Annotated in this window: 24 protein-coding genes and 1 riboswitch; of the genes, 15 read left to right on the top strand and 9 right to left on the bottom strand. The window is 65.0% G+C overall.

The genetic code is table 11. The features are described from left to right. Nucleotides 1-7: 7 nt before the first annotated feature. The 5 genes from AC3A4Z_RS15805 to AC3A4Z_RS15785 form a co-directional block, all read right to left on the bottom strand. Nucleotides 8-979 carry a DnaJ C-terminal domain-containing protein gene (locus AC3A4Z_RS15805; RefSeq protein WP_498712621.1) on the bottom strand — a complete coding sequence of 324 codons (972 nt, stop codon included), beginning with the start codon at nt 977-979 and terminating at the stop codon, nt 8-10. Between the two features lie 324 nt (nt 980-1,303). Then, complete coding sequence (locus tag AC3A4Z_RS15800) at nt 1,304-2,014, bottom strand: nucleotide exchange factor GrpE (RefSeq protein ID WP_498712620.1); 711 nt, start codon at nt 2,012-2,014, stop codon at nt 1,304-1,306. A 2-nt stretch (nt 2,015-2,016) separates the two neighbouring features. Next, the gene (gene dnaK / locus AC3A4Z_RS15795; protein WP_498712619.1) at nt 2,017-3,894 is read right to left on the bottom strand and encodes a molecular chaperone DnaK; all 1,878 of its coding nucleotides are present in this window, start codon (nt 3,892-3,894) and stop codon (nt 2,017-2,019) included. A gap of 247 nt (nt 3,895-4,141) precedes the next feature. Beyond that, on the bottom strand, nt 4,142-4,429 hold the full coding sequence (locus tag AC3A4Z_RS15790) for a hypothetical protein (RefSeq protein WP_498712618.1): 288 nt from the start codon (nt 4,427-4,429) through the stop codon (nt 4,142-4,144). 138 nt (nt 4,430-4,567) lie between these two features. Further along, nucleotides 4,568-6,775, bottom strand: coding sequence for an MMPL family transporter (locus tag AC3A4Z_RS15785; protein ID WP_498712617.1), 2,208 nt, complete (start codon nt 6,773-6,775; stop codon nt 4,568-4,570). Between the two features lie 200 nt (nt 6,776-6,975). Here AC3A4Z_RS15785 and AC3A4Z_RS15780 point away from each other — a divergent pair, with 200 nt between their 5' ends. The 8 genes from AC3A4Z_RS15780 to pabB all read left to right on the top strand — a co-directional run bounded on the left by AC3A4Z_RS15780 (nt 6,976) and on the right by pabB (nt 13,799). Continuing rightward, nucleotides 6,976-7,521, top strand: a complete 546-nt coding sequence (locus AC3A4Z_RS15780) for a MarR family transcriptional regulator (RefSeq protein ID WP_493972680.1) — start codon at nt 6,976-6,978, stop codon at nt 7,519-7,521. Nucleotides 7,522-7,592: 71 nt separating this feature from the next. Beyond that, nucleotides 7,593-8,411 carry a methyltransferase domain-containing protein gene (locus AC3A4Z_RS15775; protein ID WP_498712616.1) on the top strand — a complete coding sequence of 273 codons (819 nt, stop codon included), beginning with the start codon at nt 7,593-7,595 and terminating at the stop codon, nt 8,409-8,411. Nucleotides 8,412-8,554: 143 nt separating this feature from the next. Next, nucleotides 8,555-8,947, top strand: coding sequence for a type II toxin-antitoxin system VapC family toxin (locus AC3A4Z_RS15770; RefSeq protein WP_498712615.1), 393 nt, complete (start codon nt 8,555-8,557; stop codon nt 8,945-8,947). A gap of 22 nt (nt 8,948-8,969) precedes the next feature. Continuing rightward, nucleotides 8,970-9,593: a LysE family transporter gene (locus AC3A4Z_RS15765; RefSeq protein ID WP_455835833.1), complete on the top strand. Its 624-nt coding sequence runs from the start codon at nt 8,970-8,972 to the stop codon at nt 9,591-9,593. 128 nt (nt 9,594-9,721) lie between these two features. After that, nucleotides 9,722-10,258: a low molecular weight protein-tyrosine-phosphatase gene (locus AC3A4Z_RS15760; RefSeq protein ID WP_498712614.1), complete on the top strand. Its 537-nt coding sequence runs from the start codon at nt 9,722-9,724 to the stop codon at nt 10,256-10,258. Between the two features lie 113 nt (nt 10,259-10,371). Next, on the top strand, nt 10,372-11,487 hold the full coding sequence (locus tag AC3A4Z_RS15755; RefSeq protein ID WP_498712613.1) for a GTP-binding protein: 1,116 nt from the start codon (nt 10,372-10,374) through the stop codon (nt 11,485-11,487). 49 nt (nt 11,488-11,536) lie between these two features. Continuing rightward, nucleotides 11,537-11,659 carry a type B 50S ribosomal protein L36 gene (gene ykgO, locus AC3A4Z_RS15750; protein WP_050053273.1) on the top strand — a complete coding sequence of 41 codons (123 nt, stop codon included), beginning with the start codon at nt 11,537-11,539 and terminating at the stop codon, nt 11,657-11,659. A 16-nt stretch (nt 11,660-11,675) separates the two neighbouring features. Then, nucleotides 11,676-13,799 (top strand): aminodeoxychorismate synthase component I, encoded by a 2,124-nt coding sequence (gene pabB / locus AC3A4Z_RS15745; RefSeq protein ID WP_498712612.1) that lies wholly within the window; start codon nt 11,676-11,678, stop codon nt 13,797-13,799. 72 nt (nt 13,800-13,871) lie between these two features. Here the strand turns inward: pabB and cls are convergent, their stop codons facing one another. Continuing rightward, nucleotides 13,872-15,344, bottom strand: a complete 1,473-nt coding sequence (gene cls, locus AC3A4Z_RS15740; RefSeq protein WP_498712719.1) for a cardiolipin synthase — start codon at nt 15,342-15,344, stop codon at nt 13,872-13,874. A gap of 95 nt (nt 15,345-15,439) precedes the next feature. Here cls and AC3A4Z_RS15735 point away from each other — a divergent pair, with 95 nt between their 5' ends. Together AC3A4Z_RS15735 and AC3A4Z_RS15730 are read left to right on the top strand one after the other, a co-directional pair. Next, entirely contained in the window at nt 15,440-16,369 is a 930-nt protein-coding gene (locus AC3A4Z_RS15735) for an aminodeoxychorismate lyase (protein ID WP_498712611.1), read from the top strand. Nucleotides 16,370-16,426: 57 nt separating this feature from the next. Beyond that, nucleotides 16,427-16,891, top strand: a complete 465-nt coding sequence (locus tag AC3A4Z_RS15730) for a pyridoxamine 5'-phosphate oxidase family protein (RefSeq protein ID WP_498712610.1) — start codon at nt 16,427-16,429, stop codon at nt 16,889-16,891. A gap of 75 nt (nt 16,892-16,966) precedes the next feature. On the opposite strand, the gene AC3A4Z_RS15725 is transcribed toward AC3A4Z_RS15730, so the two are convergent. Further along, the gene (locus AC3A4Z_RS15725) at nt 16,967-17,677 is read right to left on the bottom strand and encodes a TetR/AcrR family transcriptional regulator C-terminal domain-containing protein (protein WP_498712609.1); all 711 of its coding nucleotides are present in this window, start codon (nt 17,675-17,677) and stop codon (nt 16,967-16,969) included. A 232-nt stretch (nt 17,678-17,909) separates the two neighbouring features. Between AC3A4Z_RS15725 and AC3A4Z_RS15720 the strand changes: the two genes are divergently transcribed. Then, complete coding sequence (locus AC3A4Z_RS15720; RefSeq protein ID WP_498712608.1) at nt 17,910-18,164, top strand: hypothetical protein; 255 nt, start codon at nt 17,910-17,912, stop codon at nt 18,162-18,164. A 111-nt stretch (nt 18,165-18,275) separates the two neighbouring features. On the opposite strand, the gene opgC is transcribed toward AC3A4Z_RS15720, so the two are convergent. Next, the gene (gene opgC / locus AC3A4Z_RS15715; RefSeq protein ID WP_498712607.1) at nt 18,276-20,666 is read right to left on the bottom strand and encodes an OpgC domain-containing protein; all 2,391 of its coding nucleotides are present in this window, start codon (nt 20,664-20,666) and stop codon (nt 18,276-18,278) included. A gap of 343 nt (nt 20,667-21,009) precedes the next feature. Continuing rightward, nucleotides 21,010-21,124: riboswitch (SAM riboswitch) on the top strand. A 13-nt stretch (nt 21,125-21,137) separates the two neighbouring features. On the opposite strand from opgC, the gene AC3A4Z_RS15710 reads away from it, so the two are divergent. Genes AC3A4Z_RS15710 through AC3A4Z_RS15700 form a run of 3 tightly spaced genes read left to right on the top strand, consistent with a single transcriptional unit; the run spans nt 21,138 to nt 23,029 of the window. Next, the gene (locus AC3A4Z_RS15710; RefSeq protein ID WP_498712606.1) at nt 21,138-21,413 is read left to right on the top strand and encodes a DUF1737 domain-containing protein; all 276 of its coding nucleotides are present in this window, start codon (nt 21,138-21,140) and stop codon (nt 21,411-21,413) included. Further along, a complete protein-coding gene (locus AC3A4Z_RS15705; RefSeq protein WP_493972628.1) occupies nt 21,410-21,820 on the top strand; it encodes a rhodanese-like domain-containing protein in 411 nt (136 codons plus the stop codon). Before AC3A4Z_RS15710 ends, AC3A4Z_RS15705 begins: the two co-directional genes overlap by 4 nt. After that, complete coding sequence (locus tag AC3A4Z_RS15700) at nt 21,821-23,029, top strand: O-succinylhomoserine sulfhydrylase (protein ID WP_498712605.1); 1,209 nt, start codon at nt 21,821-21,823, stop codon at nt 23,027-23,029. It abuts the gene before it with no gap. Between the two features lie 52 nt (nt 23,030-23,081). On the opposite strand, the gene AC3A4Z_RS15695 is transcribed toward AC3A4Z_RS15700, so the two are convergent. Beyond that, nucleotides 23,082-23,384: a DUF1905 domain-containing protein gene (locus AC3A4Z_RS15695; protein WP_498712604.1), complete on the bottom strand. Its 303-nt coding sequence runs from the start codon at nt 23,382-23,384 to the stop codon at nt 23,082-23,084. 216 nt (nt 23,385-23,600) lie between these two features. On the opposite strand from AC3A4Z_RS15695, the gene AC3A4Z_RS15690 reads away from it, so the two are divergent. Continuing rightward, nucleotides 23,601-24,274 (top strand): 13E12 repeat family protein (locus tag AC3A4Z_RS15690; RefSeq protein WP_498712603.1); only part of this gene is annotated, 674 nt, incomplete at its 3' end.

Below are 24,274 nucleotides of genomic sequence, written 5' to 3'. Positions count from 1 at the left end.
CCCGCTGCTAAAGCCGGGCCTTGGCGGCCAGGCCCTCTCGGACGTCGGCATCGGATGTGGCTTCGGCGAACGCCTTGACCGCGGCCTCGGCGTCCTTGTTCAGGTTCTTGGGAACCGCGACGTCGATGGTCACCAGCAGGTCGCCGGTCGCCTTCGACGTCTTCACGCCTTTGCCCTTCACCCGCAAGGTACGGCCCGACGGCGTCCCTGCCGGCACTCGGACCCGCACCTTGTCGCCGTCTATAGTGGGCACTTCGATGTCGGCGCCCAAAGCAGCCTCCGGGAAGGTGACCGGAACGTGGATGCGCAGGTTGTCGCCGTCGCGCGTGTAGAACGGGTGCGGCTGGACCGAGACGGTCACCACCAGGTCGCCGTTGCCGGCGGGACCGGGCTGGCCCTTGCCGCGCACCCGGACCTTCTGGCCGTCCTTGATGCCGGCGGGGACGCGGACGTCGATGACGTCGCCGCTGGGCTCGCGCAGGCCGATCGTGGTGCCCTTGATGGATCCTGCAAACGAGATGCTGGTGGACGCCGTCCGGTCTGCGCCTTTCTGCGGGGCGCGCTGGAAGCCCGTCTGGCCAAAGCCGCCGCCGAACAGGTCGGCGAACTCGGGTGGAATGCCGCCGGCGGACGGGTTGAAGCCGCCCGCGTGCCGGCCGGTGTTGCCTGTGAAAAGGCCGCCGAACAGGTCCTCGAACCCGCCGTTCGCGGCACCGGCGCCGCCGGGAGCGAAGCGGGCTCCGCCGCCCATCGCCCGGATAGCGTCGTACTGCTGGCGCTCGTCGGGATCGGAAAGTACGGAGTAAGCCTCGGAGATGTCCTTGAACTTCTTCTCGGAAGCAGTGTTCCCCGAGTTGGTATCAGGGTGATGCTGCCGCGCAAGCTTCCGGTAGGCCTTCTTAATGTCGGCGTCGGAAGCGTCCTTGGCAACACCAAGGATCTTATAAAAGTCCTTGTCCACCCAATCCTGGCTAGCCAATGGCGTTTCCTTTCTCGTACTTCTTAAAGTTGTACCCACGCTCTCCGCGCTGCATGGGCCCCCGCCCCTACGCCGGCTGGCTTTGGATCTGCGATCCCAAGCCAGCCGGCTCCGATAGGCCCGATGCCACTCCCGGGGCCCATACAGCGCTGCGAGCTTGTGGTCATCTCACCTTAGGTGACACGAACGCCGAACGCCGGAGCGGATGAGGGGGCCCGGGAGTGGCTTCGGGCCTGCCGTAGCGTGGCGGCTGCGGTCCGTAGGACCAAAGCCGCCACGCGAAGGGGCGGGGCCCCCTCATCCGCGGAGGCGTGGAGGTGACCCTTACGCCGGGACAGCCACGATGACCTGCGCGGCGCGGAGGACTCGGTCGCCTGACTTGTAGCCGGAGCGGAGTACCTGGCTGACGGTGTCGACTTCCAGGTCCTCGCCGGGCTGCTGGATGAGGGCCTCGTGGATCGTGGGATCGAACTCCACGCCGGTCTCATCGATGCGTACCAGGCCGTACGTCTTCAGCGCGTTCTCCAGCTTGGTGGCGATCGCGGCGAAGGGTCCGTCCGTGAGGTCACCGTGCTGGCGGGCGGCGTCGATATCGTCCAGAACCGGGAGCAGCGAGTTCAGGACGCCGATGACGGCCATCTCCCCTGCCACGGCCCGGTCACGTTCAACGCGCTTGCGGTAGTTGACGTACTCGGCCTGCAGGCGGAGGAGATCGTTCTTCAGCTCGACCGCCTCGGCGCTGCCTGTCCCCGCCGGAACACCCTGGGCCACGGACTCCTCAGCCGGAACCTCGATGCCGTTGAGGATTTCCTCAGCCTGGGCCAGCGCATCGCCGTCGTCCTCGGAGCCTGCGCCGGGGGCAGACTGGCTGCCCTCAGCCTGGCCGCCCTCGGGGTGCCGGGCCTGGCCGGTCACCGGGTCAACCTTGCGGTTGTCCCGGATGACCGGTTCCTGGTGGCCGTTGCCCTGCTGGTCCTGGAGGTGCTCTTCACGCGGTGACGTGTTGTGCTCTTCCTCGTTACCGTGATGCGGCATGGTTACTTCTTCGCTTCGTCTTCGTCGATGATTTCGGCGTCGACGATGTCCTCGTCAGCAGCCTTGTCACCTGCGGCACCACCGGCGGCACCTTCAGCGCCTGCGGAAGCACCGGCACCGTCCGGCGAACCGGCCTGGGCGTAAATGGCCTCGCCCAGCTTGGTCTGCGATGCCTGCAGCTTCTCGAAAGCGGTCTTCACTGCGGCGTCGTCGGTGCCTTCAAGTGCCTTCTTCAGGTCGTCGACGTCGGTCTGAACCTCGGTTTTGACCTCTTCAGGCAGCTTGTCGGCGTTGTCGGCAATCAGCTTGTCCACCGAGTAGGCGAGCTGCTCGGCGGAGTTGCGGGTGTCCGTTGCCTCACGGCGGGCCTTGTCCTCGGCGGCGTGCTCCTCGGCGTCACGGACCATGCGGTCGATGTCTTCCTTGGAGAGCGCGGTGCCGCCGGTGATGGTCATGGACTGTTCCTTGCCGGTGCCCTTGTCCTTCGCGGAGACGTGGACGATGCCGTTGGCGTCGATGTCGAAGGTGACCTCGATCTGCGGGATGCCGCGCGGAGCCGGCGCGATGCCGGTCAGCTCGAACGTGCCCAGCGGCTTGTTGTCGCGGGTGAACTCACGCTCGCCCTGGAAGACCTGGATGGCCACGGACGGCTGGTTGTCGTCAGCGGTGGTGAAGGTCTCGGACCGCTTGGTGGGGATGGCGGTGTTGCGCTCGATCAGGTGCGTCATCACGCCACCCTTGGTTTCGATGCCGAGGGACAGCGGGGTGACGTCGATCAGCAGGACGTCCTTGCGCTCACCCTTCAGCACACCGGCCTGGAGGGCTGCGCCAACGGCCACAACCTCATCCGGGTTCACACCCTTGTTCGGCTCCTTGCCACCGGCCAGTTCCTTTACCAGGTCGTACACGGCGGGCATACGGGTGGAACCACCAACGAGCACGATGTGGTTGATGTCGGAGAGCTTGATGCCGGCTTCCTTGATCACATCGTGGAACGGCTTCTTGGTGCGCTCCAGCAGGTCCTTGGTGAGGTCCTGGAACTTGGCGCGGGTCAGCTGCTCGTCCAGGTGGACCGGGCCGTCGGGGGTGACGGAGAGGTACTGGAGCGAGACGTTGGTGCTGGTGGAGGAGGAGAGTTCCTTCTTGGCCTGCTCGGCTGCTTCGCGGAGGCGCTGCAGGGCGATCTTGTCCTTGGACAGGTCGATGCCCTTGACCTTGAGCTGGTTCAGCAGGTAGTCAACAACGCGCTGGTCCCAGTCGTCGCCGCCCAGGCGGTTGTCACCGGCGGTGGCGCGGACCTGGATGGTGGAGAAGTTGTCTTCGTCCTTGCCGACTTCCAGCAGGGAGACGTCGAAGGTGCCGCCGCCGAGGTCGAAGACCAGGATGAGTTCGTCTTCCTTGCCCTTGTCCAGGCCGTAGGCGAGCGCTGCGGCGGTGGGCTCGTTGACGATGCGCAGGACGTTGAGGCCCGCGATTTCGCCGGCTTCCTTGGTGGCCTGGCGCTCGGCGTCGTTGAAGTACGCGGGGACGGTGATGACGGCGTCGGTGACCTTTTCACCCAGGTAGGACTCGGCGTCGTTCTTCAGCTTCATGAGGATACGCGCGGAGATTTCCTGCGGGGTGTACTTCTTGCCGTCGATGTCCACCTTCCAGTCAGTGCCCATGTGGCGCTTGACCGAAGCGATGGTGCGGTCGATGTTGTTGACGGCCTGGCGCTTGGCGATCTCGCCGACCAGCACCTCACCGGACTTGGAGAATGCAACGACGGACGGCGTGGTGCGGCCACCCTCGGCGTTGGCAATTACGGTGGGCTCGCCACCTTCGAGAACGGAGACGACGGAGTTGGTGGTTCCGAGGTCGATACCTACTGCACGTGACATGTGTTGCTTCCTTCTTTCCTTGGAAACTTGCTGGCGCCCCAATGATTGAGCGTTCTGCACTCAACTTTACTCAGGGCGCCGACGATGTCAATCCAAGTTGAGTGCAGTACGCTCAACTTTGCTTTTGGAAGAAGATGGGAAGGCGGTCATTGCCTTGAAATTCCGGGGTTAATGGCCGACGGCGGTCCTCCGTTCGCTCTTGGAGAACCGCCGTCGCCGGTGCTTGAGTGGTGATCGCCTGCTGCAGCTATCTATCGTTGTCGGTGTGGCCGTGCAGGGGGCCACGCTCCTCGGTGGTGGTGTTCACCTGCCCGTCGGTGAGCCGCTCGCGGACGGCGTCCGCTTCGTGTGCATTACCGGCGGTACCGTAGTCCCCGTCCGGGTATTCGGCATCGTCGAGGTTCCCGGCAGGCTCGCCCACAGTTCCCGCATCGCCGTAGTCGCCGTCCACGTACTGCCCGCCCTCACCTTCAAGTCCGGGGGCTGTGCTTCCCCTGCGGACCTCCTCGCCGGGGGTTTCCGGGTTCTCAGTCATGGTGCATCTCTCCTTTGAGTTCCGCGTCCATGCGGGCGCACTTGCAGTCTAATCAGCGCGAACTTCCGCCAACAGGGGCCGGCTTCCCTCACTTACTGGCAGGGCACGCTTCACCCAGGCGCGACGCCGGGGGCGGGACTACCGGCGGCCGGCACCTTCAAGGTCAGTCTCGGGGCTGCCACTGGAGTCACGCTGCACTGCTGCGTCCAGTTCCGGCCGGCCCAGCTTGCCCGGCCACCAGATCCGCGGACCGATGTCGTAAGCCAGGGCGGGCACCAGCAGCGAGCGTACCAGGACGGTGTCCAGCAGCACCCCGAAGGCCACGATGAAGGCGAGCTGCACCAGGAACATGATCGGGATGACGCCGAGTGCGGCGAACGTGGCCGCCAGGACAACTCCGGCCGATGTGATGACGCCGCCGGTCACGCCAAGCCCGCGGAGGATGCCGGGCCGGGTGCCGTGCTTCAGGGATTCCTCGCGGACCCGGCTCATCAGGAAGATGTTGTAGTCCACGCCGAGCGCCACCAGGAACACAAAGCCGAACAGCGGGACAGTGGCATCCGCACCCGGGAAGCCGAAGATGTTGTTGAAGACGTAAGCGGAGACGCCCATGGCCGCTGCGTAGGACAGCACCACCGAGAGCACCAGCAGCACCGGCGCCACTACGGAGCGCAGCAGCAGCATCAGGATAAAGAGGATCACGATCAGGACCACCGGGATGATGATCACCAGGTCACGCTGGGCGGTGGTGTTGGTATCAAGTGCCGTCGCCGTCACGCCGCCCACGAGCGCATCCGGATCGACGGTCTTCACCTCAGCGCGGAGAGCCTTGACGGTCTCTTCAGCTTCCAGTGAATCCGCCGCGTTGTTCAGCGTGGCGCTGATCAGCACCTTTCCGTCGCGGACGTCCGGCGCGCTGGGAGCTCCCGGGGCTCCAGTGATGGGCACCGAACCGTCGGCCAGCAGATAAGCCTCGCCCACGCCGTCGGCCGCCTTCACTGCGTCCAGCACCTCCTGCGCCTTCCCCTGGTCCGCCACCACGACGGCGGGGCTGCCGCTGCCGGCGTCGAAATGCCGCGCCAGCGCGTCCTGGCCGTCCACGGCGTTGGACGCTGTGAGGATAACGTCCGTCTGCGGGACGCCGTTGGCCTTCAGCTGGAGCAGGCCGCCCGCTGCAACCACCAGCAGCAGGACCGAGGCCACCCAGACAGTCCGGGGCCGGCGGGACACCAGCGAGCCGGTGGCACGCCACAACCCCTTCTGGCCCTCCAGCCCGGTGACAAGCTCGGGCTCACGCTGGTCCGCCGGGACGAGCTTGGGCCGGAACGGCCAGAACGCGGCGCGGCCCAGGAGCGCCATCAGTGCGGGAAGCAGGGTGAGGGCGGCGAAGAGCGAGCAGAGGATGCCGGCCGCGGCCACGGGCCCCAGCGCTTTGTTGGAGTTCAGGTCGGAGAAGAGCAGGCAAAGGAGCGCGATGATCACGGTGGCGCCGGAGGCAAGGATGGGCTCGAAGGAGGCCTTCCACGCTGTCAGCACAGCGGCGGTGCGGTTGGTGGTGTGGGTCAGGGCTTCCCGGAACCTCGCCACAAACAGCAGGGCGTAGTCCGTGGCGGCACCGATCACCAGTATTGACAGGATTCCCTGGCTCTGCCCGTTGAGCTGGATCCACCCGGCCTTGGCCATACCGAAAACCAGCAGGATGGCCGCGCACAAGGCGAAGACAGAGGTCAGCAGCACCACGATGGGCAGCAGTAGCGAGCGGTACACCACCAGCAGGATCACAAACACGGCGCCGAGCGCCACCAGCAGGAGGATGCCGTCGATGCCGGCGAATGCCGCGGTGAGGTCAGCTGCCAGTCCTGCGGGACCGGTGACGTAGGTTTTGATGTCCTCCGGAGCTGATTCGGTGACCGTGTCCCGCAGTTCCCGGACAACCTCCTTCACCTCTTTGGAAGAGTCGATCGGGACGATGAACTGCACGGCCTTGCCGTCCTCCGACGGGATGGGCCCGATCACCGCGCTGCCCGCACCCAGCCCCTCGAGTTCCGTCCTCAGGCTGGCAAATTCGCCGAGCTGGGCAGGCGTCAGGGCTTCGTCGCTTTCCAGGACGATGACGCCGGGCACCTCATCCGAATCCCGGAATTTTGATTGCCAGTCCTGGGCTGCCGTGGCCTCGGCGCTGGCAGGCAGGAACGATGCCTGGTCGTTGGACGAGACCTCGTCCAGGCGGCCGAACGTGGGTCCGCCGACGCCTGCGAGCGCCAGCCAGGTCAGGACGAGGATGACGGGGACCAGCCAGCGCAGCCAGAATGGCACGCGCTCTTTGGCCTTGGAATGGGATTTCATGATGCCTTCCGGACAGCGACGGGAGTAGGATTGATTCCATAATAGAGTATCTCCACCATAGAGATAAGTGCTGGGCTAGCTTTTTTTCCTTGCCAGATGCGGAGGGCTATGGGTGGCTGAAGTAGTATCCGTCAGTACGGCCGGACGCTGCAGGTGCTTCGCCCGGTTATAACTCATGCGGCAGGAATCTGGAGGTGGACGTGGCTGGCAACAGGACTCCCGCGCCCGAACCTCCCCAGGGCCGGCCCGTCCCGGGCGCACCGCTTCAGGGACCGCTCCCAGTCGGTGGCCCGCACCCGCTGATCCGGCTTCTCCAGGAGTTCACGCTCGAAGCCAACCGTTATGTGGACGCGGCGGGCGGCCGGAAGGACATGCACCGGACGGATCTGAATGCGCTGGCTGTCATCATGCGCCACACAGCAAACGGGGGCACCGTTACGCCAGGGTTGCTGCGGAAGGAGCTGAACCTCAGCTCTCCGGCCACCACCGCGCTGATTGACCGGTTGGACAGCTCCGGACATGTGGTCCGGGAGCGGGACAGCTCGGACCGCCGGCAGGTCCACCTCCGGATGACGCCAAAGGCCTTTGAGGAAGGCGGGGCCATCTTCGCCCCGCTCTCCCGCCGGATGGGCAGTGCCATGGCTGACTTCTCCCCGGAGGAACTCGAAACTGTGACCCGCTTTATGGCTGCGATGGTGGAAGCCACGGTGGCGGCCAGGGAAGAACCTAGCGCCCCACCCAGCTGACTGGCACTTAGCATCCCCAAACAGGCTTTTTGCGACGTCAAATGCCACCCGGTTGGGGGTAGCGTTTGGTTATGAGTGCGCAGCAGCCCGAAGACGACGTTTACACGCACGGCCACCACGAGTCAGTGGTCCGCGCCCATGCCGCCAGGACCGCGGAGAATTCGGCCGCGTTTGTCCTGCCGCACCTTACGCCCGGAACGGACCTGCTCGACGTCGGCTGCGGCCCGGGCAGCATCACCTGCGATTTCGCGGGGCTGGTAAGCCCCGGCAAGGTCATCGGCCTGGACCGCTCGCCGGACATTATTGCCCAGGCCAAGGCCCTCGCCGTCGAGCGCGAGGTAGTGAACGTGGAGTTCGTTGCCGGCGATATCTATGACCTGCCCTTCGAGGACGAGTCCTTCGACGTGGTGCACGCCCACCAGGTCCTGCAGCACCTGACTGATCCGGTGGAGGCGTTGCGGGAGATGCGCCGGGTGGCAAAGCCCGGGGGGATTGTCGCCGTTCGCGACGCCGACTTCCACGGCATGAGCTGGTACCCCGCCATCCCAGAGCTGGATGAGTGGATGGAGCTTTACCAGCGCATCGCGCGCAGGAACGGAGCAGAGCCCGACGCCGGTCGGCGGCTGGTGAGCTGGGCACAGTCCGCGGGCTTCACCGACGTCGCGCCCACCAGCAGCAACTGGCTTTACGCCACGGGCCAGCAGCGCCGCTGGCAGGCGCGAGTCTGGGGCGAGCGGGTGCTCCATTCCGCCTTCGCAGAGCAGGCACTCGAGTACGGCTTCGCCAATCCCGCGGACCTGGCCAGGATCTCGGCCGGCTGGCACCGTTGGGGATCAACAGACGACGGCTGGTTCCTGATCCCCAACGGCGAGGTTATCGCCCGGGCTTAAGCCACCGCAGGCGGAGCTCGGGTTTTCCACATAGGCGCTTTCCTGGCTGCCAGGCTGCCATGCGGCCAAACATCGTCGGCCCATGGACAACTACGGCGACAACGAATACTGGGCGGAGCCTTCGAGGAGATGGGAACCATGGAATGACGCGGCTTCTCCTCGATACCAATGTTCTCCTGTGGGCAGTCGCCGAACCGAAGCGGGTCTCAAGCAAGGCCCGGAGCGCGATCACCAAACTGGAGAACCAGGTGTACGTTTCGCCGATGACGGCCTACGAGCTTTTATACAAGCATCACCAGGGAAAGCTGCCGTCAGGGGCGGCTCTCATCACCAGCTTTGCACGGCAGGTCGCCCACCTTTACGCTTCAGAACTTGAAATCTCGTCCCCACACACCTTGGCGGCGGGACAACTGGACTGGGACCACAAGGATCCCTTTGACCGGATGCTCGCAGCCCAGGCCATGGTGGAGGGGCTTACCCTAGTTACCGCGGATGAAAACCTCCAGGCTTTCGGGCCTGTGGCAACCCTCTGGTAATTGCTGGCACTAAGCTTGGCTGGTGCAATTTTCCCTTTGGCTCGCCCTGGCGGGTGCCGGCGTCCTGATCAGCTTCACACCCGGCGCCGGAGCCATCAACACGATGAGCAACTCGTTGAATGCCGGGTTCCGGCGCTCCATGTGGGGAATCCTCGGCCAGCAGGCAGCCCTGGTAATCCATGTGGTGATCGTGGCCCTTGGGGTTGGGGTCCTGGTGGCAAGCTCTCCCATCGCCTTCAACGTCATCCGCTACTCCGGCGCGGCCTACCTGGTCTATCTGGGCGTCAGGCAGTTCCTCGCCAAGCCGGACCTCGAGCAGGAGAAGATTGCAGGGCTCCGGAACGAGCCCGCCTGGTCAATCTTCCGGCGCGGATTCTGGGTAAACCTGCTGAACCCCAAGGCGATCATTTTCTTCCTCGCCTTTATGCCCCAGTTCATCCGGCCCGAGCAACCCCTCCTGGCGCAGTATGCAGTCCTGACGGCGACGATCGTTGCCATCGACATCCTGGTGATGTGGTTCTTCTTCGCGGCGGCCGCCAGATCATTCGAGAGGTTCACCCACAGCGCCCGCGGCCAGCTGGTCCTCAACCGGTCCTTCGGCGCGCTGTTTGTGGCAGTGGGAATCCTGCTGGCCCTGCTTCACTAACCTTTCACTGAGCTGCCCCCTGCAACGGGGCGGGGAAATGACGAATAAGCACAGCTTCTTTACAAAACAGTCAACCTTTATGAACCGATGGCTAGCCAAAGGGCCTGTTAGCGCTCATGCTTGGGTCTATGAACTCAACGTCGAGCCCATACCGTGTTATTGCCGTCTGCACCGGAAACATCTGCCGTTCCCCCATGGCTGAGCTGATGCTTGCCGCTGAGCTGGAACGCGAAGGGCTGGACGGCCTGGTATCCGTTGATTCGGCAGGCACTACCGGCTACGAGGCCGGCAGGCCCATAGATCCGCGGGCCGCACGGCGCCTGGGGACCACCCAACTCGCGTGGGACAAACATATTGCCCGCGAGTGGCAGCACTCCTGGTTCCGGGAACGCGACCTGATCCTTGCCCTGGACATTGACCACCACGCCTGGCTAAGCGAGTCCGCTCCAGACCAGGAATCGCGGAACAAGATCCGTATGCTGCGCAGCTTTGATCCGCGACTGGCGGACAAGGACCTGCTGGACCAAGGGATTGAGGATCCCTGGTACGGCGGGCAATCCGACTTCGACATCGTCTGGCACCAGGTCCATAACGCCCTGCCCGGACTGGTGGAATACATCAAAGGGGCCGTCCTGAAAAACGCGCAGCTCCAGCGGCAGTACTGACAGGAAAAAGCACCAACCGCAACAGCCTCCGCGGGCAAGGGAACGAACCGCAGTGGTACTCAAAACTGGACTTCACTTGTAGTTGAGAATGATTCTCAAATAGTATCGGCGGCATGAACCTTATTGTCGTCAGTTCCCTCGATGCACTCTGCCGGCAGCAGGCGTGCGAAGACCTCGCGGCAGCCCGTCCCGGCAGCCTGGTGGTCCTTCACGACCTCCTGGAGACCGGCCTCGTGATCCGCCGGGTGTTCAGCGGCCGCACCCTCCTTGAACGCGAAGAGACCATGCTGGAGCACGGGTGCCTGAGCTGCGCGGTACGGCTGGACCTGGTGCCCAGCATCGAGCGGCTGATCAATAACGCCGTGGGGCCGATCATCATCGGCCTTCCCCCCGCCGTGCCCGCATCAGCGGCGGTGTCCGCAGTACGGCGTACCCTGTCCCGCCCGGCCGCCGTGGATTCTGTGGTCCTCGCCTGCTCTCCCGACGCCCTGGAGGACCACATCCGGGATGCGCACACCCTCTTTGAATCAGGTTTCACCCCGCTGCCTGAAGACGAACGGACCCCGGGTGAATTCCTGCTGGGTGAACTCGCCTTCGCGGATACCGTACTCCTCGCCGAGCCGGACATCGTTCCGCCGGATCCGTTGGGCCGCGAGCGCGGCCTGCACCTGATCCGTGAACTCGCCCCGCATGCTGAGGTGGCGCCTGACGCGGCGGCTGTCTGTGCAGGACTGCACCGCTACATGGATGCGTTGGCCAGGACGGCACCCGGAAACGCGTTTGCGCCCATCCCGTCCCCCGGCACATCAGCCTCGCCGTTTGCCACCGTGTTCCACAGGGTGGAGCGGCCCCTGCACCCCGGGAGGTTCCGGCAGGTGCTGGCAACACTTGCAGAAGGGTGCTGCGTCCTGCGCGGCCAGCTGTGGATGGCCTCCGCACCCGCATGCCGGATAGCAATCGAGGGCATCGGCCCCCGAGTGTGGCTGGAAAACCTGGGGCCATGGCCTGAGGACACTCCCGCGAGCAGCGTGCCACTGGCGGGCCACGGCCCGGCCGCGACAATCATCGCCGCGACGGGTGAGGGCCTGGACGCCGCGGAGTTCGAGCGCTTGCTCGTCTCCTGCCAGCTCACGGACGAGGAACTTGCTGCCGGCGGCAAGGGACTTCACGATCCGTTCGGACTGTTTCCGCTTGCTGAAAGCACGGCCCCAGAGGGCTCAGCCGGCTAGCGAACGCCCGGCTACCAATCCAGCAGCACCCCAACAAAAGGAGCACATCATGAAGGTCAGGAACTCACTCCGCGCACTGAAGAAAATCCCGGGCGCCCAGATTGTCCGGCGTCGCGGAAAGACGTTCGTCATCAACAAAAAGAACCCCCGGATGAAAGCCCGGCAGGGATAACGGTACGCTCTAATCCATGAGCCCAGCCCCCGTCATCATTGCCATCGACGGGCGCTCGGGCGCAGGGAAGACCACACTCGCCGTCGAACTGGCGGCACGGCTGCGTGCCCACCACAAGGTTTCACTGTTCCACCTCGAAGACATCTACCCAGGCTGGAACGGGCTGTTGGCGGGCATCGACCGCTACGTCGCCACGGTTCTGGAACCCCTGAGCCGTGGCGACGCCGCCACCTGGACCAGCTGGGACTGGGAGAGACATTACGACGGCGAACCCCGGGTCACGCTGCCCGCCGAAATTGTGATCGTGGAGGGCGTGGGCGCGGCCGCCGCCGCGGCGCGGCCCCTGCTCAGTGCCGTCATCTGGGCGGACTCACCTGATGCCATCCGCCGGTCCCGCGCCCTGGACCGTGACGGCGGAACGTACGAACCCTACTGGGACCAGTGGGCGGCGCAGGAGGAGGAGTGGCTTGGCGCCGACGACGTCCCGCAGCATGCAGACGTGCGCGTGCTGAACCGCGCCGACGGTTCCGCACCAACCGACGTGCTGCAGCTTCTCCCCTACCTGCCCGCACTGGCTCCCGCGCTGGCCCCCGAACTTTCTGCCCGACGCGCCCTCAGCCTCCACGCCGAACCCGTGGACGACCGCCCGGATGCCGCCGCCTTGTTCCGTTCCCTTTATGGCGCCTCGGCGAATGCTGTCTGGCTGGATTCTTCCAACGCAGACGCTTCCGGTGCAGACTTTTCCGGCGGTGTCCCTGCGGGAGAGGGCTCTCCCCGGGAGGAACAGGTTGGCTCCGCGGCCGCTGAGCGCAGCCGCTTCAGCATCATGGCGGACGACGGCGGCCTGCTGGGCCAGTCCCTGACCCACCGTTCCGGCACCAGCAGCATCCAGGCAGGCTGCGCCTCGGCCACAATGGAAGGCCCTTTCTTCCGCTGGCTGGACACCGTGTGGGGCGACGCGGCCGTCGAAACCCCGGTCGGCTACCCCGGTGAATTCACGCTGGGCTGGCTCGGCTGCCTGGGGTACGAACTCAAACGGGAAACCGGCGGCACCGATCACTCCGCCCCCACCCCTGACGCCGCCCTGGTCTTCGCCGGCAGGGCTGTGGTCCTGGACCACGCGGAAGGCACCGCCTGGTTGCTGGCCCTGGATGCACCCGATTGCCACGAATGGCTTGATGAAGCACGCGCAGCAGTCGAAAAAGCCTGCGATCCGGTCATACAGTCGCGCGGCCCCGCCAACGCCGGCGGCAGCACCGGCGTCGTACTTCCCCAGGCGCCCGCCTTCAAGAGCCGGGACACGGGTGCGGCGTACCGGGAGAAAATCGCTGCCGCCCAAAACGAAATCGCAGAAGGAAACACCTACGAGGTGTGCCTGACCACCATGCTGTCAGCCCGGATCCCGGCGGACGCGCTGGACCCCTGGCAGACCTATCTGGCCTTGCGCCGCAAGAACCCGGCGCCCTTTGCCAGCTACCTGCGGTTCGGCAGCCTGGCCGTGGCCAGCACCTCGCCCGAGCGCTTCCTGAAGATCGCCTCCGACGGCGGCATGCGCGCCGAGCCCATCAAAGGCACCCGCCGCCGTGCCTCCGATCCGGCCGCGGACGCCGCGCTGCGCAGCGATCTTGAGACATCCCTGAAGGACCGCGCCGAGAACATCATGATTGTGGACCTGCTGCGGAACGACCTCAGCCACTTCGCGGTCCCCGGCTCCGTGACTGTCAGCAGGCTCTGCGCCATCGAAAGCTACGCCACCGTCCACCAGATGGTGAGCACCATCGACGCGCAACTGCAGCGCGGATCGTCCCGGGCCGAAGCGGTGGCAGCGTGTTTTCCCGCCGGCTCCATGACCGGTGCGCCGAAAATCAGCACCATGGCCATCCTGGACCGGCTGGAAGGCGGCGGCCGCGGGCTCTATTCAGGGGCCATCGGCTACTTCTCGTTGAACGGGGCGACCGACCTCGCCGTCGCCATCCGGACGCTGGTGATCAGTGCCGGAGGCGACGGGACGGCGGAACTGACACTCGGCGTCGGCGGCGCCATCACGGCCGACTCGGTGCCGGACGAGGAGTACGAGGAAATCCGCACCAAGGCGTTCGGGGTCCTCTCGACGCTGGGCGCGGAGTTCCCGGGCGCCTGAAACCCTTGGAGTTTTTGTCCGGATATGCAGGCTTGGATACCTGGGAAGTCGGCATCTGTGGACAAAAACTCCCTACTGGACCGTCGCCGTCAGCCGCGCCACGTTGTCCACGTACCGGGCGGCGAGAGGCCGGTTGAGCCAATCCGCGAGCCTGAGTTCGTGGGAGATGTCCCGGTACGTGTCCTCCACAGCACGCATTTTGGCCACGATCTCTTCGCCGAGCAGCATCACGGACGCCTCCAGGTTGAGCGAGAACGAGCGCATGTCCATGTTGCTCGAGCCGAGAACGGCCACCTCGTCGTCAATGGTGAAGTGCTTCGCGTGCAGCACAAACGGGGCCTTGTAGAGGTAGATCCGGACACCGGCCTCCAGCAGGGCCTCATAATACGAACGCTGGGCGTGATGGACCAGGAACTGGTCGCCCTTCTCCGAGACGAACAGTTCCACGTCCACGCCCCGCTGGGCTGCAGTGGTGATGGCGTACAGCAGGGAATCGTCGGGCACGAAGTACGGGCTGCAGATGGAAATCCGGTGCTGGGCCGAATAGATGAGTGTGTTGAACAGCCGCAGGTTGTTCTCGGTGATGAAGCCGGGGCCGCTGGGCACCACCTGCGCCGTGACGTTGCCCGGGTGCGGGTTGGAGGGGAGCTGCAGCTGGTGTTCCAGGGACTCGTCGGTTTCGCTCAGCCAGTCAGTGGCAAAAACAACGTTCAGGGTGGTGACGATGGGCCCGCGCAGGCAGGCCATCAGCTCCACCCATTCGCGGCCGGCCTTCCGGTGGCGGGGGTTGTTGTAGGAGGGCTCGATCAGGTTCTGTGAGCCGGTGAACGCGATTTCGCCGTCGATCACCATGATCTTGCGGTGGTTGCGCAGGTCCGGCCGGCGCCACTGGCCGTGGATGGGCAGGAGCGGGAGCATGCGCTTCCACTGGATCTTGCCGGCCCGAAGCCGCTTGAGCAGGTTCCGGTAGCCCTTCACGCGGAGGGTGCCGATGTGGTCGAACAGCACCCGGACTTCAACGCCGCGTTCGGCGGCTTCCTCCAGGGCTGTCATCAGCTCGTCGGTGATGTGGTCCGTGCTCATGATGTAGAACTCGGCATTGACGAACTTTTTCGCCTTCCGCACGGCCTTGGTCATCTCAAGGATCGAGTCCGGGTAGCCCGGGATCAGGTCCACCGAGTTGCCGTCCACCATCGGGAGCGAGCCCAGCCGCCGGTTCAGCTCCGCCGCGGAGCGCACCCATTCCGGGCCGGGATAGTCACTCTCGACGTCGGCGAGCGAGGAAATTCCCGCCCGCACCCTTTCATTGACCTGTTGCTGCTGCTGCCGGCGGCGGCTGGACAGCTTGAAGTTGCCGAACAGCAGGAACAGGATGATGCCCACGAAAGGCACAAAAAAGATGCCCAGCAGCCAGGCCATGGCGGTAGTGGGCCGCCGGTTGCCCGGAATGATGCCCACGGCGAGCACCCTGATTATCAGGTCAGCGACACCCAGCAGCACCACCACCCATGTCGGCGCGGTACCGGCAAGCGAAAATGGCCACAACACGTGAATAACCCCCGGAGGACGGCTCCGGCGGACGGGTTCCGGCCGGGGCACTCCGCCCAGCTTATCCATGGGGGCCGCACTAAGCTGGACCCATGACCTCTCCAGCCAACGTGGTTCTCGTCTTCCTCGATCCTGCTTTCCCCGATGGACGGCCGGCCGATGCGTCCCAGCCCCAGCTGCTGGTGACGGATCAGGGCGCCACCCGGGGCGACGGAATCTTTGAGACCATGCTGGCCGTGGGCGGCACGGTACGGAAGATCCAGGCGCATCTGGATCGCCTTGCCGGCTCCGCGGAGGCCTTGGATCTGGCCATCCCCGGCGAGGAGGAGTGGCGCCGCGCCATCGCCGCAGCCGTGTCCGCGCACCGGTCGCAGCACCCGCCGGCGTCCGCCACTGACGACGAACTGGTGGTGAAGCTTGTGGTGACCCGCGGCGTTGAGGGCGCTTCCACACCAACCTCCTGGGTCCAGGCGTCCCCTGCAGGAGCAGCGGGCCGCCGCCAGCGCGAGACCGGCATCGACGTCATCCTGCTGGACCGTGGCTACGACAGCGATGTTGCCGACCGCGCCCCGTGGCTGCTGCTTGGCGCGAAAACCCTCTCCTACGCCGTCAACATGGCTGCGTTGCGCCATGCCCGCAAGCAGGGCGCCGACGACGTCATCTTTACTTCCTCCGACGGGCGGGTCCTTGAGGGCCCCACGTCAACTGTGCTGATGGCGCACGTGGAAACGTCCGACGGCGGCACGTCGGTTAAGCGCCTCATCACGCCCCAGCTGGACAGCGGCATCCTCCCCGGCACCTCCCAGGGCGCGTTGTTCGCCGCGGCGAAGGCTGCGGGCTGGGAGTTGGGCTACGGCCCACTGGAGCCGCAGGACCTGCTGGACGCAGACGCCGTCTGGCTGATTTCGAGCGTGCGGATGCTTGCGCCGGTCAACCGGATCGACGGCAAAGAGATTGGCACGCCGTCCATAAAGAAAGAGCTGACCGCCGAACTGAACGAGCTGTTCGCCGGCATTCAGTAAGGGCAGATTGGGGCAGAACACTGTTTCCGGGCGAAACTTGGCCCTAGGGTATGGTTCATGACCTCACACGCGGAGCCTGCCGGGAACCTGACCTTTGACGAATGTTGGGAACTGCTTGAAGGTGACACTCTGGGCCGGCTCGGCCTGGTTGTGGACGGGCACCCCGAGATCTTCCCGATCAATTACGTGGTGCACCGCCGGAGCATTGTGTTCCGGACCTCCGGCGTGACCAAGCTGTGGAATGCCAAGGAGGAACGGCCGGCTGCCCTCGAGATCGACGGTTACGACTCCCATACCGAAGAGGCATGGAGTGTGGTGGTGCGCGGGGACACTGCCATCGTCGAGGACCAGGCTGACAAGGACGCCGTGGACAGCTTGGGACTGGAGCCGTGGCAGCCCGGCGAGAAAGCCCACTACATCAGGCTGACTGCCCGGGCCCTGACGGGCCGCCGCTTCAAGGTGGCCACACCGGACATCTGGAACACCCGCCTTACCGACCGGCGGCGCGCGTCCTTTGAATAACGCGCGGTTTGTATAACGCGCCCTTGGAACACGAACCCTGGTAACCCGGCCGTTTCGCAGCGCTCCCGGTTCGCCCTAAGCGGACGGGCGGGCAGGCTTCTTGGAGAGCTGGCTTTCCAGCCCGCCAAGCAGGATGGTCAATCCTTGGTCCAGCTCTGCTTCGCCGTCGTACTCGGAAAGGTCCGGCGCCAGAGCCCTCAACCGGGGAAACTCCTTGGCCGGCAGCCGGTGCAGGCCGAGCCGCAGCAGTGCCTCGTTTTCTTCCGGGTCCACCACATACTCCTGCAGCTCGTTCAGAAGGTGGCCGTAGAGGAAGCCGTAGTAGGCGCGGTATACGTGCAGTGCGCCGGCGGGGTCGAACCCTGGGCCGATCAGCAGGGAAAGGATCTGCTCCAGAGGGCGCAGGGTGCCCAACGGCCTAAGCCCAAGCGGCGTGGAGAGTGGCCTGGTGACCAGCAGCGGCACCACATTCGGGTGCTTGAGCGCGAGGAGCCGCAAGTTGTGCGCGATGAGCCGTAGCTGGGTTTTCCAGTCCGGGTCATCAGACTGGACGGGAAGGTCATTGAGTACCAGCTCCGCGACTCCGTCGAGCAAGGCTGCCCGGTTCTCCGCGTAGCGGTAGAGACTCATCGGATCCCGGTCCAGTTCCTGGCCCAGGCGGCGCATTGTCAGGGCGTCCAGTCCTTCTGCGTCCACCAGTTCCAAGGCTTTGGTGAGGACGAGTTCGCGGCTCAGCCGCTCCTTCCGGACGCGGCCTTTGCTCGTGGTGGTTTTGGGAGTGGACATGAATATTCCCGTTCTGCTTCCGGCAGTACGTACTGTCCGAACATAATTCCAGACACTTGCCGTATTGGTCGTCTACGAGTAAAGTCTACAGTGTAGACGAGGTGCTGACGCCACTTCGCATCCCATCGATTCCACCACGACTCGATTATCCTCCTTGCCAAGTGCACGCACTGAGGTTCCCGCTGCTGTAGCCGAACGGCGGCACCCACGCACGTAGCGAAGGGACGCCGTCATGGCATATTCGCAGTTCGACGTTTTTCTCCAGGAAGCCACCCAGTTGGATCAAGCCTATGATCACAGCCTCGACGCTGACCGGCTCTACGGCCTGTACACCAGCTGGTGCTTCATCAACCAGCAGCAGCCCGGCAAAGAGTCCGTTTTCTGGGCAGCCATGAAACACCGCATTCCGGCAGGCCACAACGGTCTCCGCATGAAGGGCCCGGCAGCCGCCGATTACATCCTGACCAGTTACCCCGGGCTCGTCTAAGAGCCGGCATGCGCTAAAAAGGCGTGAACCTCTGTCCCCGGCGGGCAGGTGTTCACGCCTTTCGCGTTTAAGTCGCTGTGCTGAATGATCCGCGACCCCCTTGCCGACCCCTCAGGTGGGAATGATCCGGAAAAGGAACCGGGTCCGGACCATCACCCACAGGAGCCCCAGGACCAGCGCGTAGGCTGCCGTGTTGATCCAGATATCGCCCTGGCGCAGCACCGGAATGTTGGCGATGACGGCGATCAGGACCACGTGGATGATAAAGACGTACAGGGTTGCCCGGCCCAGGGGAATCAGGAACCAGCCCAGGGCGCGGGCCACCGGCTTCCAGTAGGCCGTCAGGAATGCGTAGGCAGCCACCACCAGCACCAGCACGTTGAGGAGCCGTCCCGGGGCCAGGTAGGTGCGGCCGAAAAAGAGGTCGTACATGCTCCGGTACACCGTGTCCGGAACAATCGAGAGCCTTACGTCAAAGCCGTTGGCCAAGTACGGGTTGCCCCAGGACAAAAAGGCGAAAATGAACGCGGCCGCAGTGCAGGCAGCCACTGCCCACGTGTGATCACTGAACCACCAGGTAATGCGGTGCCGGTGGAACCCGGCCACCAGGCCGATCACGAACAGGACCTGCCACACCAGCAGCGGGAACGAGTCCTCAAACTGAGAGGGCAGGATCCGGAACCTGGTCACAGCCCCCACTACATATACCGTAAGGGTGGCGGCCAGCACCCACACGGCCTTGCCGCGGTTGAGCGCGGCAAGGATCAGCGGACTGACGAGCAGCAGCACCACGTACAGGCCCATCACGTTGAACTGCCACGGCCCGAACTGCAGCAGCAGGATGGCCGGCAGGACCTGCGGCGGCACGGGGAACTGGAACAACGACTCCATCCCGGCGTAAAGGTCGTACGTTCGTCCTGCGCCGGTATGGCCTGCCCCGCCGGTTCCCTGGTCAACGAAGGTGGTGAGCGTGTCCGTCTGGAATACAGGCAGCAGCGAGATCAGGAAGACGCCGATCAGCACCGCGAGCGCGGTCACGTAGAGCTTGGCCGCACGGCGTGAAGTCAGGTCCACCACGGTCCCAAAGTCCGCTTGGACCCGGGGCCCGTAGACCATACCCACTACCAGGCCGGAGAAGAGGACAAAAAGCTCGGCGCCGGAAACGAAGCCCACCGCTTCCTGGGTAAGCAGCTGGAACAGCGACGTCATACCTAGGTGGTTCACCACCACGAACACAATGGCCATGCCCCGCAGCAGGTCCACCCGAGAGTCCCTGTTGGAGGGATCCGTGTAGCTCCAGGCCGTTGCCGCGTTGACCCGCCGGGGGATCTGCCACAGCGCCACCAGGAGGATGATCAATGCCGCTCCCACCGTCCAGGCAGCGGCCCCCGCAAGCGTGTTGGCACGGACGTATCCCGCTCCGGCGGCGATGTCGGTAACAGGCCCGGTGACCATGGGGGAAGCCTCCAGCCGGTCACGGGCGGCGGCCGCAACTGCAGGGTTTCCGGTGAGCAGCCAGTCGATGCTTGCCACGCCGATGTCCCTGGTGCTGGTCCGCTCATCCCAGACCACTGCAGCCGTCTTGGCGAAGTCTGTGGACGTGGCGGCATCCAGGACTTGATCCCACCAGCCCACTTTGATGTCCAGGTCGGAAGCGCCGCCGGAGGCCGGGCTGTAGAAGGCCGCGGTATGCAGCAGGAACGGCTTGTCCTTCCCTGCCGCATACGTTGCGTAGAAGTTTTCCGCGCCGGAGGTGGTGAGCATCTCCTTCAGTTCGTTCTGCCGGGGCACTGTATTCACGGGAGCGCCGCCGGCGGTGTCGTCATGGAAGGCGGTCAGGCCCACCCAGTCCACGGCGTCGTCCCCGGGATAGTAGGGGGCGTAGGCCGCGTCGGAACCGTTCCATACGCCGTCACCGTTGGTATCCAGCAGGGCAAAGCCCTCGCTGCCTGGTCCGGGGGCGTTCCGGTGCCGGTCATAGGGGTAGTCCTTGCCTAGGTAGGGCTCCCACACCATAGATGTGCGCTCGCCGTCAGTTTCGTCGAATGCCGCGGAAATGGTTTGGAAGGCGGACCGGTAGGCGGCGGGCTGCTGGCCCCATTCCACCCAACTGGCATTCATGTCCGGGGCGAAGCGGACCAGCAGCTGGCCTTTGAAGTTCACGGCCAGCTTTCGGACCTCGGCGACGAAAGATGCGGCGGCGTCAGCAGTGACCTGGTCCAGCGGAACAGTGGGCTTCACCGTCAGCATCGCATGGGCGCCCTGGCCCCCGGACTGCTCCAGGAAGCCCCGGATGTCGTTCTCCTCCGATGCGCGGAACGGCAAGGCGATGTCGTGCCCGAAAAACGCCGGGGAGGCCCCCAGCCTTTCCGTGAAGCCGGCCGCCGTATCCTCACCCCATTCCAGGACGGCTCCGAGCATCGGCTTACCCTCATCCGGGAAGGCATCTGCAGCGCGGGCGGCTCCAGCGGGAACCACCAGCGCAAGGACAGCAATCAGCATTGCCGCGAGCAGGGCAGCGCCCGCACGGAGCAGTGGCAGGCGCCGATGCGGCCAGCGGAAATTCGGCGGAGGAAGTTGCCGTGAATGGTGTTGCAGCCCTGCGGCTAGTTGCGTGCTGATGAGAACCCCCGGGCATTTTTCTCCGACGACTGGGGCGGTGCCCCCCATGAGAAACACTATCTTCCGGGGAAGCCCCGTTAGGCGTAAGGCGCTTCGCCGCCTCGTGGTGATTCCCGCCGTCGTCCGTTCCGCAAACGGCAGTAACGCGCCCAAGCTGCTTCAGTTACGGAACATGACGACGACGGCGGTGCGGCAGTGCGCGCCAAGTGTTACGTTTTTGGGGAGTAATGAGTACCGGCGCCAAGCCCTGACTGGCCGGTCGGCAACCCTCCTTTCGCGGCGGGGTGCCTCAGGTGAATACTCGGCATATCGACCGATTCGAGCTGCAAGCGTGAGAGAAGGAGATCCGTCATGTCTGACGCACCTGCCCCCGAAGAAAAGCTGGCCTACCGCCTCATCACAGGGCCGGATGACCGGTCCTTCTGCGAGCGGATTTCCGCCGCCCTGGCAGAGGGCTACGTGCTGCACGGAAGCCCGGCCGTCACGTTCAACGGCCTCACTGCCATCGTGGCGCAGGCCGTGATCCTGCCGGCAGCCGTCGCTTCCGCCGACGCCGCTGTAGCCACCGCCGTGGACGAGCTTGTACTCGGCGAAGACCTTGAGTTCGCCGGGGAGGGCCACGCATGAGCTACGCAGGAGACCTTACGCCGCAGGAAGCCTGGGACAAGCTGCAGCAGGGCGCCATCCTGGTGGACGTGCGCACCGAGGGCGAATGGGCGCACATCGGCATCCCGGACACCAAGGCCACGGACAACGATCCGCTGTTCATCCAGTGGACCTTTCCGGGCGGCATCCCCAACCCCGATTTCCTTAAGGACCTGAGCCTGCAGGCCCCCGAGGATGGCTCCACTGAACTGCTGTTCCTCTGCCGCTCCGGCCAGCGGTCCATCGCCGCCGCCATCGCCGCCACACAGGCCGGGTTTACCTCCTACAACGTGCTGGAGGGCTTCGAAGGCGAGCCGGACCGCTACGGCGAACGAACCGTAAATGGCTGGAAGAACCGCGGCCTCCCTACCAACCTGGGAAAGAACTAAGTGACCTTCAACGAAGACGCCGCCGGCTGGAGCCCTGACACCCAGGCCGTCCGCGGCGGACTGGACCGCACCAACTTCCAGGAAACCAGCGAGGCTGTCTTCCTGAATTCAGGCTTCGTGTACGAATCCGCCGCCGCTGCCGAGCGGGCCTTCACCGGCGAGGACGAGCGCTTTGTCTACTCCCGCTATGGCAACCCCTCCGTGGCCACCTTCCAGGAGCGGCTCCGCCTCCTCGAGGGCACCGAGGCGTGCTTTGCGACGGCGTCGGGCATGTCCGCCGTTTTCACCGCCTTGGGTGCCTTGCTGGCTGCCGGCGACCGCGTGGTTGCCGCCCGCTCGCTCTTTGGCTCCTGCTTTGTGATCCTCAACGAGATCCTGCCGCGATGGGGCGTGGAAACCGTCTTCGTTGACGGCCCGGACCTGGACCAGTGGCGGTCAGCTCTGTCGCAGCCCACCACCGCTGTTTTCTTCGAATCACCGTCCAACCCCATGCAGGAGATCGTGGACATCGCTGCGGTGAGCGACCTCGCCCATGCAGCGGGCGCCACCGTGGTTGTGGACAACGTTTTTGCCACTCCCCTGCTGCAGCGCTGCGGGCAATTCGGTGCGGACGTCATTGTCTACTCCGGCACCAAACACATCGATGGCCAGGGCCGCGTGCTGGGCGGTGCCATCCTGGGCACCAAGGAATTCATCGAGGGCCCAGTCAAGCAGCTGATGCGCCACACCGGCCCGTCGCTGTCCGCCTTCAACGCCTGGGTCCTCACCAAGGGCCTGGAGACCATGGCCCTGCGCGTGAACCACTCCTCCGCTTCCGCCCTGCGGATCGCCGAGTGGCTGGAGCAGCAGCCCGCAGTGAGCTGGGTGAAGTACCCGCTGCTGAAGTCCCACCCGCAGTACGATCTCGCTGCCAAGCAGATGAAGGCCGGCGGCACAGTGCTCACACTTGAGCTTGCGCCCTCCGGCGGCCGCTCCGGCAAGGAGGCAGCTTTTGCGCTGCTGGATGCCTTGCGGATCATCGACATCTCCAACAACCTCGGCGATTCCAAGTCCCTGATCACCCATCCGGCCACCACCACGCACCGCGCGATGGGACCGGAAGGCCGGGCCGCCATTGGTCTCAGTGACGGGGTCGTGCGGCTCTCGGTGGGGCTTGAGGACGTGGATGACCTGATTGGCGACCTGGAACAGGCCCTCAAGCAGATTTAGCGCTGGCCGGGCCCGGTTCGGGCTCCGAGGCCCAGTTCTCACGAGGTTCGGGTTACAGGCCGTCGAAGGAAAGGTGGACGCTTACTTCGTCGCCCCCGCCGATCTTGGCTTTGTCCCTGACGGCCTTCTTCACCGGCAGCAGGTAGGAGCTGGTTTTGTTGTCCCGGAAGAGTGAAGTCTGCCAGGAGTGTCCGCCGATCTCGGCCGTGACTTTGATGGAGCCGAACGCCTTGCTGGCCCCTGCCGTTTGAACGCGGACATCATCCGCCACCTCTTCCGGCAGGGTCACGAAGTGCCAGCCGGCCTCGCCGGGATACAGCCACAGCTCGGCTTTGAAGGAATACGACGGCGTCACGCGCCGAGTATGGCATTTTCAGGTCCTGCATAAAAGGGCCAAGGATTTCGGGTTCGCGGGCTCACTGCCCCAATTGTCAGACCCCTATTTAAGGATGTCTTTATGGGGAGAATCCTTGCGGGCGAGCCAGATGGTGGTGAGGCAGTCTTGCCTGCCGCTCCTCCCGGGAGAGCCATGGCGCCGCAAATTGTCGGTGCCTCGATGGATGATGTTGGTATGGGAAACGGCACGGGCACGGCAGCGGCGATGGAGGGCATTCACGCCTCCACTGGCCGCCTTGATGCGCTGTTCCTCGAAGATGCCCGGCTGGAAGCTGAGACTGGCGCCGGCGCCGATGGCGCTGCTGGCGCCGGCGCTGTTGTGGATGTGCTGCAGCGGCGGTACGAGATCCGGTTGGAGCGGTTGGCGGTAACGAAGCAACTGGAAGCCCAGATCGCCGCCGTCAAAGCCCGGGACGCCGCCGAGGCAATCGAGATCCAGCACGCACTGACCCCGCCCGAAGCGCCCGTCCACGAAAGAACGTACGCGGAGATGTCCGCGGTAGAGGAAATCGCCGGCGTCCTGACCATCAGCTCCCCCGCCGCCGGAGCACTCATCACCCAATCCCGGCAACTCGCCTCCCTGCCACCGGCCATGGACGCCCTGACCGCCGGGACCATCTCCTGGCAGCACGCCAAAATCATCGCCGACGAAACCGACAGCCTCAACCCCACCGGCGCGGCCGCCCTGGTCGAGCATGTCCTGAACCCCAACCCGGCCCGCGGAGCCACCGCCGGCGAACTCGTCCCGTCACGCTTCCGCACCCGGGTCCGGAACTGGCGCGAACGCCACCACCCCGAATCCCTGGAGAAACGCCACGCCAAGTGCGCCGCCGACCGCCGGATGGAATA

The sequence above is a fragment of the Arthrobacter sp. Soil_C_49 genome (assembly GCF_057656635.1).
This window is presented reverse-complemented; position numbering and strand designations above follow the sequence as displayed.